The sequence below is a fragment of the Bacillus sp. NPDC057893 genome (assembly GCF_042796455.1).
Taxonomy (GTDB): Bacteria; Bacillota; Bacilli; order Bacillales; family Bacillaceae_G; genus Bacillus_A.
Genome location: NZ_JBHVNG010000002.1, coordinates 233,150 through 247,438, shown reverse-complemented (window position 1 = coordinate 247,438; position 14,289 = coordinate 233,150). Strand labels below are relative to the sequence as shown.

Genomic DNA, 14,289 nt, shown 5'->3' with positions numbered 1-14,289 from the left:
TCATCCCTTTCCTTAGACAAGCCTTATTAGTTTCACTCTATGAGGAAAGAAGTGGATTTATGCTTAAATTTTTCATTGTGGATTCTTCGCGAAGAACGCTTGTACATATTCCATAAACTCGATTGGCTCTTGACGGAACGGCGCGTGGTATCCTTTTTCAATAATATGAAACGTACTATTTGCAAATAACTGATGATACAGCTCACCATTTTTCCAAGAAACGCTCTTATCGTGTCGTCCCCATAAAATTAAAGTCGGAACCTTAATTTTATCAGCTTCCATCGCAATACGGCGTTCTCTCATTTTCGTAAGCTGATCATAATGCTCTTTATCATCGCGGCTATTTTTCACTTCATTTTTATTATAATCCGTAATCGCTGTTACAGTTTGTAAGTCCGTTGATAGCGGCGGAACTTCATAACTTTCTTTTTGCTGGAAAGACTCAATTCCTGTAGAATCCGCTAAAACGAGATGGGTAACCGCGTCCGGATATAGATACGCTAAATTAAGGGACATCTCTCCCCCCATCGAGTGACCAAGTACTGCAAATTGATCGTATCCGAGCTTCTTCATTAGCTTATAATATAAATTCACCTGCGCAGGAAACGAATACTGAAAATCAACCGGCTTAGAAGAACGTCCAAATCCTAAAATATCAACTGCAATAATCGTATGATCTCTCGCAAGTTCCGGATAAATATCACTAAACCCATCTGAAGAACCACCAAACCCGTGAAGCATAAGTAAAGGCGGTTTCCCCTCACCAATTTGCTTAAAATAAATCGTCTGCCCATCAATTTGTGCCATACTCTCTTTCGTATTTAACCTCATCATAACAGTATCTTTCACTTCTTCAACCTTCGCAATCGGCTTATCAACGAAGTTACATACTATTAACAAAACGAGTACAATGCCACTAACCATATAAAACTTAAACCGTTTCAAAATCCCCGTCTCCTTTCTTAAGTTGCTATTTAAAGTTTTTACATTTTTTGGTTGTTTTATGTTCTTTTTTAATTGTAACCATTGTAGTTACAATTATATCAAAAAAATATTACTCACCGCTATTACTGACGGTCTTTCTGTAATCATTATAGTTACATATTAAAAGTAAGTCAATTATTTTACTGATGAAAAAGAGCGCTGAACAGACATCAGCACTCTTTTTCATCATCCTCGTTATTTATCCCGCTATTTGCCGGGCAGTAAAACTCCCACCTCAAAATTCGGCTGAAGCAAAGAAGTTAGGTGGGAGCCCTGCTGCCCGTAAACGCCCGATTGGTGAGGGCTAATAATCAGTGGGGGATGAACAAAACCCCCACTGATTATAGTTTCACTTTATACAAAGTTGTTCCGCTATTTCTTGTACCCGTTCCATCGTTATTCCTTCTCTAAACTCCACTGCTAGAGGATGGTCTGTCAGTTCCAGTTCAATATAAGGGCGAATACCGTCCGCTCTCGGATGGACCATCGCTTTTAAGCTTACTGTCTCCAACTCATATGGTAAATCTGTCGAAAGCCAACCAAACATCGGCTCTAATAATTGTTGCTTATCCCAGAATTCATTCACCTTATCAAAATTCGCTTCGCTTAACGAAACCCATACACCCCATATGAAATGTTCATCTGTACCAATGATAGGAATTTCAATACTCCCTCGAATGAAGAAATGTTCTCCATCCATCACGCATAAATCATCGTTCATTTCAAATCTATCTTCTCGCTCTTCAGGTTCAGCATCATAATAATAAACAGGAGCTGATGATCCATAACTCGTTGGAATTTCTTCATGATATGTATCGCAGCATCTACAAGTATACCCACTAATTTTCGTCATTCTATTCCTCCATCAGTTTTACATACATTTTAGCAAAATACTTATAAAGAGAAAATAAAAAAGCAAGCAATTCCAGCGATCCGCTAAAACTACTTGCTCTTCTACTTATTATCTCTATTTTTACTCTTTAATAAATTCCTTAGTACTTCTCACTGTATCAATCGGACGAACTAATTTTTCGATTTCTTCACGCTTTGGCTCTAAGAACGGAGGTAAAGATAATTTCTCTCCAAGCGTTTCATATGGCTCATCTCCCATAAAACCAGGGCCATCTGTTGCAAACTCGAATAAAATTTGCGGCGCAACTCTTGCGTATAATGACTCAAAGAAGTGACGATTTACATAACCAGATGAAGGGAGTCCAACTCGACTTAGTCGCTCAATCCACTCTTCTAATACAGCTCGATCCTCTACGCGGAATGCAGCATGGTGCACTGTACCAAAACCTTGTTGTGCTTCAGGAAGAACCGTATTATGTTCTACAATGACAGAGGCACCATTTCCACCTTCGTTTACTTCAAACAAATAGAATTCTCCTTCTTGAGCAATCTCTTTAAATAATAGAACTTTTTCTAGTACTTCTTTGAAATAACTAAAGTTCGCGATACGAATAAATACAGGTCCTAATCCAGTAATTGCATATTCTAATGGAACTGGACCGTTTTGCCACGGTGTACCTGATTCTATCCCTTTATCCAATTCGTCAGAGATTAATTGATAGTGTTGATCATCAAAGTCAACGAAAGAAAGAGTTTTCTTACCGAATTGCTCTTTAATTCCTGTATGTTCCACTTCAAGACGATCAAAACGTTTCACCCAATATGCTAATGCCGCATCACTTGGAACTCGGAATGAAGTTTTTGAAATTTCATTTGTCCCGTGTACACCTTTCGGAACGCCCGGGAAGTCAAAGAATGTCATATCTGTTCCTGCACTACCTTTATCATCTGCAAAGAATAAATGATACGTTTGAATATCATCTTGGTTTACCGTTTTTTTAACTAAACGCATTCCTAACACATAAGTGAAAAATTCATAGTTCTTTTCTGCACTACTTGTAATCGCTGTAACGTGGTGTATTCCTTTTAATTGGTTCATTATATATTCCTCCAATAGTTTTAATTTGTATTTAATGGTTTTATTTCGGCTCTCTGATCAACGAAGCACGTATTTATAATAAGTAATCAATTCATTTCACTAGTCAAGTGATAGTTAAAAAAATAATTCAATGTGTAAAACGATTCGTATGAAAGTAGTAATTCCTTTCGTTACTATCACTTTACAACTCAAGTGATTAAAAAGCAAGTGATTTATCTCGGATTCAAGATATTTTTAATATGTTATTCATACAAAAAAAGCCTCATTAAGTTTTTTAACACTTAATGAGGCCATTACTATTTACAATCTTAATTATGGAACGTCGGCTTATAGAACGAACGATTATCAAGCGCAAAGACACGTTCTGTGTATTCGCCTGGTTTTGTACGTCCTAATGCGCGGTCCATCATGTTCATTTTTGCATCTAAGTTATCGATGTAGTGCAGAATTTCTGCTTCTTTTACTAATGGTGGTTTTGGGCTACCCCATTCTGCTTTTCCGTGGTGAGAAAGGACGATGTGCTGAAGAATTAATACTTCTTCTGCATCGATGTTCAGCTCGTCTGCTGCTTTACCAATTTCGTTCACCATGATAGAGATGTGGCCAAGTAAATTTCCTTCTAACGTATACGTCGTAGAAATTGGTCCAGATAGCTCAAATACTTTACCAAGATCGTGTAAAATAACGCCCGCATATAGTAAGTCTTTATCTAACGATGGGTATAGAGCTGAGATAGCTTTCGCTAAATCTAACATCGATACAACGTGATAAGCTAGTCCAGATACGAACTCGTGATGATTTTTCGTCGCTGCTGGATATTCTAAAAATTCGTTTTGATGCTTATTTAACAAATGTCTTGTTAGACGCTGAATGTTCGGGTTTCTCATTTCAAATATGTATTGCGTAATTTTCTCGACCATATCTTCTTTTTTTATTGGAGCTTTTTCTACAAAGTCCGAGATATCCGTTACTTCATTCTCATTCGCAACACGAATTTGTTTCACACGTAATTGAATACGTCCTTTATAGTTTAGAATATCTCCAGCTACTTTAACGATCGTTTCCGCTACATATTGTTTCTCAACTTCTGGTGATACATCCCATAGCTTCGCTTCAATATCTCCACTTGGATCTTGTAAGATTACTGTTAAAAACGGCTTCCCATTACTTGCGAGACCTTTTGTCGCTGTTTTAATTAACAAGAAAACATCGACTTGTTCACCAACTTCATATTCTACAATTTTCTTTTTCATTCGAATTCCTCCACCAAATCAGTTACTTTTAGTATAGCACACTACAACTAGTTTTCTTTACGCTTACGCGTTAATTTTATAATCTCATTTTCTGTAAAATACGTGAGTAGATGCGCATGACATGTAAAGAAGATAACTTGTCTATCTTTCGCAATTTCCTTTATTAGTTCAATCGTTCGATTCGTCCTTACCGCATCAAAGTGCACGAAACTATCATCAATAATAAATGGATAATCATGCTCAAACGTTTTCGCTAGTGCAAATCGTAACGATAAATATAACTGCTCCGCTGTCGCTTGGCTTAGTTCATGACTGTAAAAACGCATACCATCGTTACGTTCGACAATGAAAGGTTCCGCCTCTGACGGTGAGAATATTTTACTATACCTTCCGCCTGTTAAATACACGAAATACTCTTCGGATTTTTGTAAAATACGCGGAAGATGCACTTCATGATAATATTGCTTCGTTTTCGTTAATACTGTCTTTGCAGCCGCATATGCAGCCCACTTCTTCACTTGTTCACGCACTTGTGATTTTTTCATTTCCCACTCGTGTAGTAAATCACCGTACGTACTGCCTTCTTCTAAATTCGCAATTTCTATTCGATGCTTCGCAATACGCTCTGTCAGTTCTTTCTCTTTTGTAAGACAGTTTTGCCCGGTTGTAATTTCTTGCTTTAATTTCTCCTCATAACCGCCAGCTTCATAATGTTCAGCTAATGATAAACTCGTTAAACGCTGTTCTAACAGATCAATTTGCGGTAATAAACGCCCCACTTGTTTCTCGGCATCCTCGCATTTTTCCGCCAGTTTACCTGCTTCTAAAAACATCTCTTCATCTGTAGATTCTGCGATATGCCACAACCCATCTCGCTCTACTAAAAGTTGTTTTAATTGCTCTTGCATGAACTCATATTCTTCTTGCCATTCCGCCAGCTTCTCTTTCAGCTGCTTACAAGTTTGGCGCTTCTCTTTTTCATTTTGCATACGACTTTGCGCCTCATGCAAATTACTATACTCTTTACTACCGATAACAGTTTCTAGTTTATGTTCAAAGTGCGAAATCATTTCATGTAATGAAGATTTCCGCATACTTTGCTTCTCTAAATCACGATATAATGACTGCATTTTTTCAATACGCTCAAACGCTGGCAATATGTGCGCATACGTATAAAATTCAGGGAACATATAGCGCGTTTTATACGCATCTACTTGTTCTCCCGTACGGAAAGTTTCTCCCTCCCACTCTTCATACGATGAAACGACTTTATCATAAGCACGTTCCATTTGTTGTAATTTATAAGACTCTCGCTCAAATAATTTCCGAATCTCTTCATCCTTTTCTAACTGATAGCGAACCGACATCGCTTCTTCACTTTGCCTTCCGCCAGCACTTTGCTGAAGAGTAAGAAGCTCTTCTTGTAATCCACCCGAAGGATTTTTATATAAAACGAGAGCAAGGACAATCCCTACAAAAACAATAACACTAATAAATAACAGCACGCGGTTATCTATAAATAAACTCGTGAATAAAACAAGCGTGTTAATAAGAAGTAACAGAAGACAAACTCTTTGCCACTGTTTTTTCTTTTGCATAGCCGCTCCTGCTTTTTCCTCATACTTACGCTTCATTCTCTCTGCGCCCATACCTAAAAATGCAGCATCTTGAAATGATTTTTCTTTCTCAACTAACGTATTTCGTTCTTCATCAGCTAACATTTGTTTCTTGATCTGTCTTATATTTTCTTCTTGCTCTTCTAATTGCTCTTGAGCCGTTTTAAAACGGTCATCTAGCTGCACTTTTTGCGTTTCTAATTCGCGCGCCTTTTGCACCGTTTGTGTAATTAATTCTTTCATCGCTAAACTTATATCAAATGAAAGAACAGTCTCTTGTTCAAAAGTAGTGCCAATTTGTTGCTGTAATTCTGCGATTTCTTCTTTTATATTCGCAATACTTCCCGTCATATCACGCATTTCTTGGCGTGCATTTTCATAAGACATATGCTGCATACGAAGTTCTTCTACATAACTTTCTTTTTGTAAAAATGCTTCATCTATTTCTGTGGAATCAATTTCTGATTGCACTGTTTCTATCTTTTTTCGAAGTGAATCTACTTGTACTTGGAGTGGCTCTATCTTTGCCTTTACCGCCTCATAGCGCGCCATTCCGTTTACAGGAAACTGCCCGTTCTCGCTTTTCAACACTTTCTCGTGCGCACTCTTTTCAATAACGAGAGGCTCAAGCGCTGCTAATATTTCATAGTCTTGCTTTCGTTTTTCCGCACTCTCTTTCTCCGCACGAACAGAAGCAAGTTTCTCTTCACTTTCTTTTAACTGCTCGACCTGTTTTTCATACGTGCCAATTTTTCCTTGCCAATCTTTCATCTTTTCCTCAATTTTCTTCATCTCTTGCAGTGACACGTTAATTTCAGGATTACGACCACTCGGCTTAAAACGCTGATTCATTTCTTTTTCTATTTTTTTATCTAACTGCAATAACGCATCACTTCCGACTGCGCTGGCCGAAAATAAATAATTACCAATATCCGCTTCACCGAGCTGATGAATATTTTGCAGGCCATGCATATCAAATGAAAAGACTGAATCAAATAAGCTTTCATTCATGCCGCTTAATATATCGTTTAAAATATCTTCGCCGCCCGTTTTCCCGTCTTCAAAATAAACGGTCACCTCACCAGCTGCCGTCTTTGGCAATCGTTCAATTTTCAAACGGCCGTACTTCTCTGTTTGCACAGTGACCGCACCGCCGTACTTCCCGCCTTCTTTCGGCTCATAACGGCGCTGTCCTCTCGTCGGAAAACCGAACAGAATACTTTTCATAAATGAGCGAATTGTCGATTTCCCCGCTTCATTTTCACCGTACAACACCGTCAGCAATGAAAGATCCATTTCCACATTTTCTAGTTTTCCATAGCCATAAATATGGAGTTTTTCAATTCTCATTTTTTATCCCTCTCTTGCTGGAATAATTGCTCTAAAATAATATTTTCCGCTTCCTTTTGAATCTCTTTCTTCTCTTCTTCCGTAAAAGCTTCAATACTATTACGTGCTACAGGAGATGTCCAGATCGTGCGCAACACTCCGTCCATATTTGTGAAAGCTTCTAACTCCTTTAGCACACTACCGACGAAATGATTTTCTTCTTTCAAACGTTCAATTTCCGCAAAAGAAACCGTCTCGTTTTTCCACTTCATCGCATACACAAAGTCTTTTCGCTCTTCTCCCGCTGCTAAAATATGAAAAATCTCTTCCACGCGCTTGTCTTCGCGTAAATAAGGAGAAAGTGGCCCCTGTCCTGTAAATACGACAGTTAAAAGCGTGCCTTCCTCTTCTCTTCGGCACTCATTCATCGCACTTGACGCGCTCGTCATAAGATCATCAACAGTTTCAAGTCCATCGATACTAACTTCAATCTCATCCCATACAACATCTGCCGTATGGAAAAACGAACAATGCGATCCTTGTTTCGTGAGTTCAATAAGGTACGCACCCTTTTCCCCTGTTTCCTTACGATGGCGCCCTTGTATATTACCTGGATAAACCATGCATGGCTCCTCCGATAAAATTTCACGTTTATGTATATGGCCAAGAGCCCAATAATCAAACTGCTTTTCTTTCAGCTCACGAATTTGAAACGGTGCATAGCGATTATGCTCCGCATCCCCTTCCACACTTCCGTGAAGCATTCCAATATGAAAAGGCGCATCACTCATTTTCGTATATTGCGCTGTCATATTATCCGTTACCGCTTGCTGCAAATAACTAAAACCGTAAATAGAAGCTAACAGCTCACCATTTTTATAAAACGACTTCTCTTCTACATAAGGCTCCGTAAACACATGAACATTTTCCGGAAACTCAATTGCCGCCCAGCTTCCCCCTAAATGATCGTGGTTACCATGAATAATAAAAACGGGAATATCGTACTGCGCAAGTCTCTTCATTTGCTCACGCACAAACACTTGCGCCCTCAAACTTCTTGTCTCCGCATCATACAAATCCCCGGCTAGTAATACGAAATCAACGCGCTCTTGAATTGCTTTATCAACAATACGCTCGAATGATTCAAACGTACTTTGCTTCATTCTCTCCCAAACAGACTGTGCTACATTCATTTCCATCCCTTTAAACGGACTATCCAAATGCAAATCAGCCGCATGTATAAACTTCAGTTGTTTCACAAATAACGATCCTTTCTATGTTTCAAAAGTTTCATTTTATCAGCATTAAAATTGCTAAAAACTAATAATCGTCGGAGATAAAAAGTCTCCCCGATTAGTTCAACTAATAATAAGCAGGGGATGAAAAAACTCCCCTGCTTATTAAAGTTTCACCTTATTGTAACACGCAATGTCATATATTTCTTTGCATATTCTAGTGATTTATGACAAAATAGTTATAAGATTCTGATTTTAATTATTGGAGGGAATTTTCATGGGAGTATACGTTCTAACAGTCTTTGAAAAAGATGGTTCAAAAGCATTAGACGAATCATTCGAGGCGGCAACTGAAGTAGAAGCGAAAGCAAAAGGTGAATCTATTTTACGAGAAAAAGGATTGCATGAAAAAACGCATCGCTGCACATCTACTGCAGGCAAGCTCGTTTTATTCCAGCGCTAAAAAAAGAAGCGTCATCCGCTTCTTTTTCACTCTACTATATCTTCGTCACACCACGTAAACACCACATCTAGAATGCGATTACCGATACGTACGCGCTTATTCCATTTTCCTGTTTGGATCTGATGTTGCAATTCTTTCTTCATCTTTTCCGTCCAGTCGTGAATCGTTTCACTACCGCCGTACGGATATACGCTCGGAAACTCTTCCTGCAGAAGATGTAAGCTCTCTGCATCAAAATGAAAATGGAAGTAGTAGTTTGCTGTAAGCGATGGTTCTTGCAATTGTAAAAAGTAATCGTCAACTTGCTTTCTATTTCGATAGAAAGTAAAGATATTCACTTTACCGCTCGTAATTTGGTCAATTTGAATTTCGTGCTTCTCTATAATCACGTCTTGCCCACCTCGTTGTATACTACCTTTAGTATATATGTCTTTTGCAACAAAGTTAACCATTTTCGCGCGAAATTCATTTCCTTCATTATATTACCCTTACCTCCAAGTACAATCAGGACAAATAAAAAAAGTTGAAGGGGAGCGATCACATGTATTTCGGAAGCAAAGGTTGGTATGTAAAAGAACTAAAAAAATTAGGTATTCGTACTTATGAAGGTAAAAAACTAGAATCTTATCGTACGCATATTTTATCTAGTTTACTTGAGAGATTGAAGAAGGCTTCGGCTTGATAGAAGAAGGAAGCAACAATTTGTTGCTTCCTTTTAATTTTATTTACTAAATAAAAACTGGAATCATTATAAATTAACAATCTACCTTTACTATTATACTCTCTTGATAAAAACCATCTAATATCAACTGAACTTTTATTATCAAATACTCTTCCAGATGATTATTCGTATATATTTTAAACTCTCCATACTCATTAACCCGTCCACTTCCAACAAGCATATCGCCGCTCGTTATGACAATTGTTGCATAAGGTTCCGCATGGCCCGATACATAATTATCACCATATTTCACAACATCTATCGTTATTCTCTCATGAATATTACTAACTGAATCTATACATTTCTTTTCATACAAATTAGCATTTAGTTCTTCGGCCCTCGAAAACGCTCGATTCCTGCTAACCTTTTCTGAAGAGAAAGCAAAACTCCCCAGCCAACTAAACCTATAAAATGTAGTAATAGGTAGAAACATCTGTGTTAACTCCCCCATTTCTTATCAACTGTAATCTTTGAATGAATTTACAGCAATACGTTCTATGTTGGGATAAAAGAAAACAGCTTTGATTTTCCAGTCAATTTCGCACTGTTAATTTGTACAGAACACATATAATACAGTTTTTTAGCCCAGATGCAATGACAACACTACACAAAAGGAACCACACTCCATTAAATATAAATCCATCTTCAAATGTATTAATAATAATTATGTTGCCAATTATTAAGAGAATCCATGAAATGGAATACTGTTTTCCATTTGTAATATATAAAATTCCGTCCTTATAACAGACTGTACTTCCCCCACCTTGCCAAACACCAATTGCGAAAGAAAAAAGCGTAACTGCCAGTAACTCTGCTTGTAAATCCCTAGTCATTGGTTGCGGCGCCGTATAAGTAATAATCCCTATCATCATTAGAAAAGTTATCATATCTATCCAGTTTAATTTTCTTTGTTTGCTTTGCATCCAAATAAAGAAAATTACTACCGAAATTAAAAACAAAGTTGCCATTTAATTTTTCTTCTTCCTTTCCTACATTAGAAACGTCTGTAATTGTACTGTTCTTAGATCTCTCATACTTTCTGAAGCATAACATGAGAAAGAAATAAAAAAATCGTACAAAAGGGCAAGCCTATAATGTACGATTGGGCATATATAATGTTTTAAAAGTGAATTAATTTCCTTTCAATAGATACAGCTACTGCTTCTGACCGTGAATTAACACCTAGTTTATTGTATATATTTGTTAAATACGCTTTTACCGTTCGCTCAGCTATCCCCATATCAAATGCAATTTCTTTATTTTTATATCCGCGCGCAATAGCTTTCAACACAAACAATTCTTTTTCTGTTAAGTTGTTCCCTTCAACCTTATCAGCATGTACTTCTTTCCTTTTATACTTCACTATCTTTTCCATAATATCTGGTTGTAGTAAAATCTCACCTCGAATAGCCGCTTCCAATGTTCGAAACAAATTCTCACGATCCGTATCTTTTAGCAAATATCCTTTTGCCCCTAACTCAATTCCCTTTAACATTAATTCATCTTCGTTATAAGTAGTTAATATGATAATCGGCGTATGGTTTTGTTTTTTATTCAAAGCCTCAATTGTTTCTAAACCACTCATTTTAGGCATATTTAAATCCATTAAAATGACATCAGGTTCCTTTTTCTCTATGAAAGACAGGGCTTCTTCTCCATTTGCAGCCTCACCTATAATTTGAAATGAATCACTCGTTTCTATTATTAATTTCAGACCTTCTCTTACAACGAAATGATCATCCACAATTAATACGTTATACTTCATGGCTATCTCCTTCTTTATTTATAGGCACTTGAATATACACTTTCGTACCCTTCATCTTTTCACTCAATATATGTATTTCTCCCTTAATCAATCGAACACGCTCATTTAAGCCAATCAAACCATAATGTCCAGGATTCTTACCGATATATCCAGTGTCAAAACCAATTCCATTATCTTCAACTTCAATAGTAAGTTTTTCAAGATCATCGAGATATTCAACTTTTAAATTTACATCTGTTGCCTGCGAATGTTTTGCGATATTCGTTAAACATTCACTAATTACATATAAACAGTGCTCCTTTACTAAGCTTGAAATATGCGGGGGGCTTTGAATAGTAAATCTCACCTGTATAGACGTAGCCTCAGAAAAACGTTGAACCTCTTCCTCTACTGCTTCATTAAATGAATTGGTAGTATGACGCAAATCATCAATAACCAACCTTGCATCATGTAAAGTTTGTCTCGCTCTTATCATAGTTTGTTTCATAATCTCTTGAGATCGTCCTGTATTCCCTTTTTGCATATGGGCATCTATTGCTTCCAATTGCATAATTAAGCTTGCTAAACCTTGTGCTAACGTATCATGTAAATCTCTTGCCATTCGCTGCCTTTCATTAGCTAATGTCAATTCTTCCAATCTCATATATGCAGACTCTAACTCTTGAATATAACTCTGTATACGATTACGCGCATCAAATTGCTGCTTATTAATATAAGAAAAAGGAACAATAATTGCTAATACTAGAAGGAACATAGAGAGAAGAATAGCTACTTTATTCACACCATAATTAATACTAATTGCAGCACAAAATATTGCATACATGAGAGTAAAAACTGCCATTACTTTAAATATATTGTGATAAACATATAAACTTTGGGCAATTAAAATAGGAGTTAATCCAACAAAAATCGCTATCGAAGCATTTGTTGCAATAAATGCAGCCAAAAACACAATGAAGAGTTGTATAAAAAAGAAGTACAACAATTGCCTATTCTTTAATGAACTCGCATACCAATGAAAAATAGTATGAATAACAATGACTATTGTAAAAAAGAAACTATCCATAGAGAAAATATTATTACGAAATTCTAAAAGCATTGAAGCTATATATACGAGGGTAATCCATAAAATAATAAACCTTCTTGGAATAAATACCGCTTCCAATACATTTGTATCCAAATCTATATTTGAATTTATTTTTTTCATATCCGACCTCCACCATTACATTATACTATACAAGATACGACTTATATTTTGATAGGTTACTGATTCCTCTTTATCCTCATTACCGAATACAAATATGAAATATTGCATATCGAAATGCATTGATGTTTTTGTAAGCGCTTACTATAATGAGGTTAGAAAGATTTATTACATCTTACTATTTAAAAAAGGAGGCAATCATATGGAAATCGCAATGGCAGTTTTAAAATTTGTAGGTGGAGTAATTCCATTGGTTCAAGAACTTTTAAAAGCATTTATGTAAAATTATTATTCAGCAATTATCTATAAGAATTATCATACAAATGATCTGTATATCAAAAAAATTGATACACAGATCATTTGTGTGAGCAAGCTTTAAACGAGAATTATGTACCTTAGCAGAACAATAATGATTCATCTATCTCAAGTTGGAAAAAGACGCTCACAAGGGCGTCTTTTTATTATATTACTATGTACCTAATAACTTATTCAGGAAATCGATTTTACAATCCATACAATGCTACATAATTAATGTATCTTTTTGAAATTTGCACAATAAAAATCCCCTCAAAGCATAAACTCCAAGGGCCGAGCCTATTTTTCATTAAATTTTTCAAACACAGCAATACCATTTTCTACGATTTTATCAGATGTATAAACGACGACTTTCTGTTCCCTTTTATTTAGTGCTAATGGAATAATCAGTCCAACCAAAAATGCTATAATTAATCTAATCACACTAAGGGGGAACAATTATTTTGCTTGGAAAATGCATTCAATTTCATGAGTTTGGCAATCCGAAAGATGTGTTACAGGTTGAATATAAAAATATAGAACCATTAAAAGATAATGAAGTTTTAGTTCGTATGCTAGTTAGACCGATTAATCCATCTGACTTAATTCCAATAACCGGAGCGTATGCACATAGAATCCCTTTACCTAACATACCTGGTTATGAAGGTGTTGGTATTATAGAAAATGTAGGAGCTTTTGTTTCTAGAGACCTTATCGGTAAACGTGTTTTACCTTTACGCGGAGAAGGTACTTGGCAAGAATATGTGAAAACATCAGCTGATTTTATAGTCCCTATTCCTGATTCCATTGATGATTTCACAGCGGCACAAATGTATATTAATCCCCTTACAGCGTGGGTTACGTGTACAGAAACGCTAAACTTAAAACAGAATGATGTTTTATTAGTGAACGCTTGTGGATCCGCTATTGGACACCTTTTTGTTCAATTATCACAAATTTTAAACTTCCGATTAATTGCAGTAACTAGAAATAGTAAACATACAGAAGAATTACTTCAGCTTGGTGCCCATCATGTAATAGATACTTCCACTACCCCGCTTTATGAAACAGTTATGGAATTAACAAACGGAATCGGTGCAGATGCTGCGATTGATTCTATCGGGGGACCGGATGGAAATGAATTAGCTTTCTCCTTACGTCCAAATGGACATTTTTTAACTATCGGTCTTCTATCAGGAATACAAGTTAACTGGTCAGAGATTGTCACGAAAGCAAAAGTGCACGCGAATATATTTCATTTACGACATTGGAATAGTGACGTGTCAGCATATAAATGGAAAGAAACATTTCGTCACATAATCCGCTTAGTAGAAGATAAACAATTACGTTTCATGACAGTACATTCCACATATGACTTAGTAGATGTGAAAACGGCGGTTGATGTTGTGCAGTCTGCTGAAAAAACAAAAGGGAAAGTGTTTTTGACGAGTTATTAAATACAATTGAAGAAGTC

15 protein-coding genes are annotated in these 14,289 nt (G+C 36.5%); 4 read left to right on the top strand and 11 right to left on the bottom strand.

The annotated features are described in order from the left end of the window. Window positions 1-72: 72 nt before the first annotated feature. From ACFVQC_RS09900 to ACFVQC_RS09875, 6 genes are all read right to left on the bottom strand, one after another. The gene (locus ACFVQC_RS09900; protein ID WP_377898253.1) at window positions 73-945 is read right to left on the bottom strand and encodes an alpha/beta fold hydrolase; all 873 of its coding nucleotides are present in this window, start codon (window positions 943-945) and stop codon (window positions 73-75) included. A 388-nt stretch (window positions 946-1,333) separates the two neighbouring features. Continuing rightward, entirely contained in the window at window positions 1,334-1,837 is a 504-nt protein-coding gene (locus tag ACFVQC_RS09895) for a DUF2199 domain-containing protein (RefSeq protein ID WP_377898252.1), read from the bottom strand. 120 nt (window positions 1,838-1,957) lie between these two features. Further along, window positions 1,958-2,935: a ring-cleaving dioxygenase gene (locus tag ACFVQC_RS09890; protein WP_199661887.1), complete on the bottom strand. Its 978-nt coding sequence runs from the start codon at window positions 2,933-2,935 to the stop codon at window positions 1,958-1,960. Between the two features lie 308 nt (window positions 2,936-3,243). Then, complete coding sequence (yhaM, locus tag ACFVQC_RS09885; RefSeq protein WP_002159025.1) at window positions 3,244-4,188, bottom strand: 3'-5' exoribonuclease YhaM; 945 nt, start codon at window positions 4,186-4,188, stop codon at window positions 3,244-3,246. 47 nt (window positions 4,189-4,235) lie between these two features. Continuing rightward, a complete protein-coding gene (locus ACFVQC_RS09880) occupies window positions 4,236-7,154 on the bottom strand; it encodes an ATP-binding protein (protein ID WP_377898251.1) in 2,919 nt (972 codons plus the stop codon). After that, window positions 7,151-8,392, bottom strand: a complete 1,242-nt coding sequence (locus ACFVQC_RS09875; RefSeq protein ID WP_377894902.1) for a metallophosphoesterase family protein — start codon at window positions 8,390-8,392, stop codon at window positions 7,151-7,153. Before ACFVQC_RS09875 ends, ACFVQC_RS09880 begins: the two co-directional genes overlap by 4 nt. 253 nt (window positions 8,393-8,645) lie before the next feature. Here ACFVQC_RS09875 and ACFVQC_RS09870 point away from each other — a divergent pair, with 253 nt between their 5' ends. Further along, window positions 8,646-8,831, top strand: a complete 186-nt coding sequence (locus ACFVQC_RS09870) for a YhzD family protein (protein WP_377898250.1) — start codon at window positions 8,646-8,648, stop codon at window positions 8,829-8,831. Between the two features lie 26 nt (window positions 8,832-8,857). Here the strand turns inward: ACFVQC_RS09870 and ACFVQC_RS09865 are convergent, their stop codons facing one another. Next, on the bottom strand, window positions 8,858-9,220 hold the full coding sequence (locus tag ACFVQC_RS09865; RefSeq protein WP_377894898.1) for a hypothetical protein: 363 nt from the start codon (window positions 9,218-9,220) through the stop codon (window positions 8,858-8,860). A 152-nt stretch (window positions 9,221-9,372) separates the two neighbouring features. On the opposite strand from ACFVQC_RS09865, the gene ACFVQC_RS09860 reads away from it, so the two are divergent. Further along, a complete protein-coding gene (locus tag ACFVQC_RS09860; protein ID WP_377898249.1) occupies window positions 9,373-9,513 on the top strand; it encodes a YflJ family protein in 141 nt (46 codons plus the stop codon). Window positions 9,514-9,586: 73 nt separating this feature from the next. Here the strand turns inward: ACFVQC_RS09860 and ACFVQC_RS09855 are convergent, their stop codons facing one another. The 4 genes from ACFVQC_RS09855 to ACFVQC_RS09840 form a co-directional block, all read right to left on the bottom strand. Then, window positions 9,587-9,985: an Ig-like domain-containing protein gene (locus tag ACFVQC_RS09855; protein WP_377898248.1), complete on the bottom strand. Its 399-nt coding sequence runs from the start codon at window positions 9,983-9,985 to the stop codon at window positions 9,587-9,589. 100 nt (window positions 9,986-10,085) lie between these two features. Further along, window positions 10,086-10,520 carry a hypothetical protein gene (locus ACFVQC_RS09850; protein WP_377898247.1) on the bottom strand — a complete coding sequence of 145 codons (435 nt, stop codon included), beginning with the start codon at window positions 10,518-10,520 and terminating at the stop codon, window positions 10,086-10,088. A 152-nt stretch (window positions 10,521-10,672) separates the two neighbouring features. Beyond that, entirely contained in the window at window positions 10,673-11,317 is a 645-nt protein-coding gene (locus ACFVQC_RS09845; protein WP_002150129.1) for a response regulator, read from the bottom strand. After that, the gene (locus tag ACFVQC_RS09840) at window positions 11,307-12,524 is read right to left on the bottom strand and encodes a sensor histidine kinase (RefSeq protein ID WP_002150131.1); all 1,218 of its coding nucleotides are present in this window, start codon (window positions 12,522-12,524) and stop codon (window positions 11,307-11,309) included. Before ACFVQC_RS09840 ends, ACFVQC_RS09845 begins: the two co-directional genes overlap by 11 nt. 94 nt (window positions 12,525-12,618) lie before the next feature. Between ACFVQC_RS09840 and ACFVQC_RS09835 the strand changes: the two genes are divergently transcribed. Next, window positions 12,619-12,804 carry a hypothetical protein gene (locus ACFVQC_RS09835; RefSeq protein WP_002064086.1) on the top strand — a complete coding sequence of 62 codons (186 nt, stop codon included), beginning with the start codon at window positions 12,619-12,621 and terminating at the stop codon, window positions 12,802-12,804. A gap of 475 nt (window positions 12,805-13,279) precedes the next feature. Continuing rightward, a complete protein-coding gene (locus ACFVQC_RS09830) occupies window positions 13,280-14,272 on the top strand; it encodes a zinc-dependent alcohol dehydrogenase family protein (RefSeq protein ID WP_377894891.1) in 993 nt (330 codons plus the stop codon). The last annotated feature ends 17 nt before the right edge of the window (window positions 14,273-14,289 follow it).

Coding starts and splice junctions, on each gene's coding strand:
- ACFVQC_RS09895 (WP_377898252.1), bottom strand. CDS start 1,837: ATGACGAAAATTAGTGGGTATACTTGTAGATGCTGCGATACATATCAT.
- ACFVQC_RS09890 (WP_199661887.1), bottom strand. CDS start 2,935: ATGAACCAATTAAAAGGAATACACCACGTTACAGCGATTACAAGTAGT.
- yhaM (WP_002159025.1), bottom strand. CDS start 4,188: ATGAAAAAGAAAATTGTAGAATATGAAGTTGGTGAACAAGTCGATGTT.
- ACFVQC_RS09880 (WP_377898251.1), bottom strand. CDS start 7,154: ATGAGAATTGAAAAACTCCATATTTATGGCTATGGAAAACTAGAAAAT.
- ACFVQC_RS09870 (WP_377898250.1), top strand. CDS start 8,646: ATGGGAGTATACGTTCTAACAGTCTTTGAAAAAGATGGTTCAAAAGCA.
- ACFVQC_RS09860 (WP_377898249.1), top strand. CDS start 9,373: ATGTATTTCGGAAGCAAAGGTTGGTATGTAAAAGAACTAAAAAAATTA.
- ACFVQC_RS09855 (WP_377898248.1), bottom strand. CDS start 9,985: ATGTTTCTACCTATTACTACATTTTATAGGTTTAGTTGGCTGGGGAGT.
- ACFVQC_RS09850 (WP_377898247.1), bottom strand. CDS start 10,520: ATGGCAACTTTGTTTTTAATTTCGGTAGTAATTTTCTTTATTTGGATG.
- ACFVQC_RS09845 (WP_002150129.1), bottom strand. CDS start 11,317: ATGAAGTATAACGTATTAATTGTGGATGATCATTTCGTTGTAAGAGAA.
- ACFVQC_RS09840 (WP_002150131.1), bottom strand. CDS start 12,524: ATGAAAAAAATAAATTCAAATATAGATTTGGATACAAATGTATTGGAA.
- ACFVQC_RS09835 (WP_002064086.1), top strand. CDS start 12,619: ATGAAATATTGCATATCGAAATGCATTGATGTTTTTGTAAGCGCTTAC.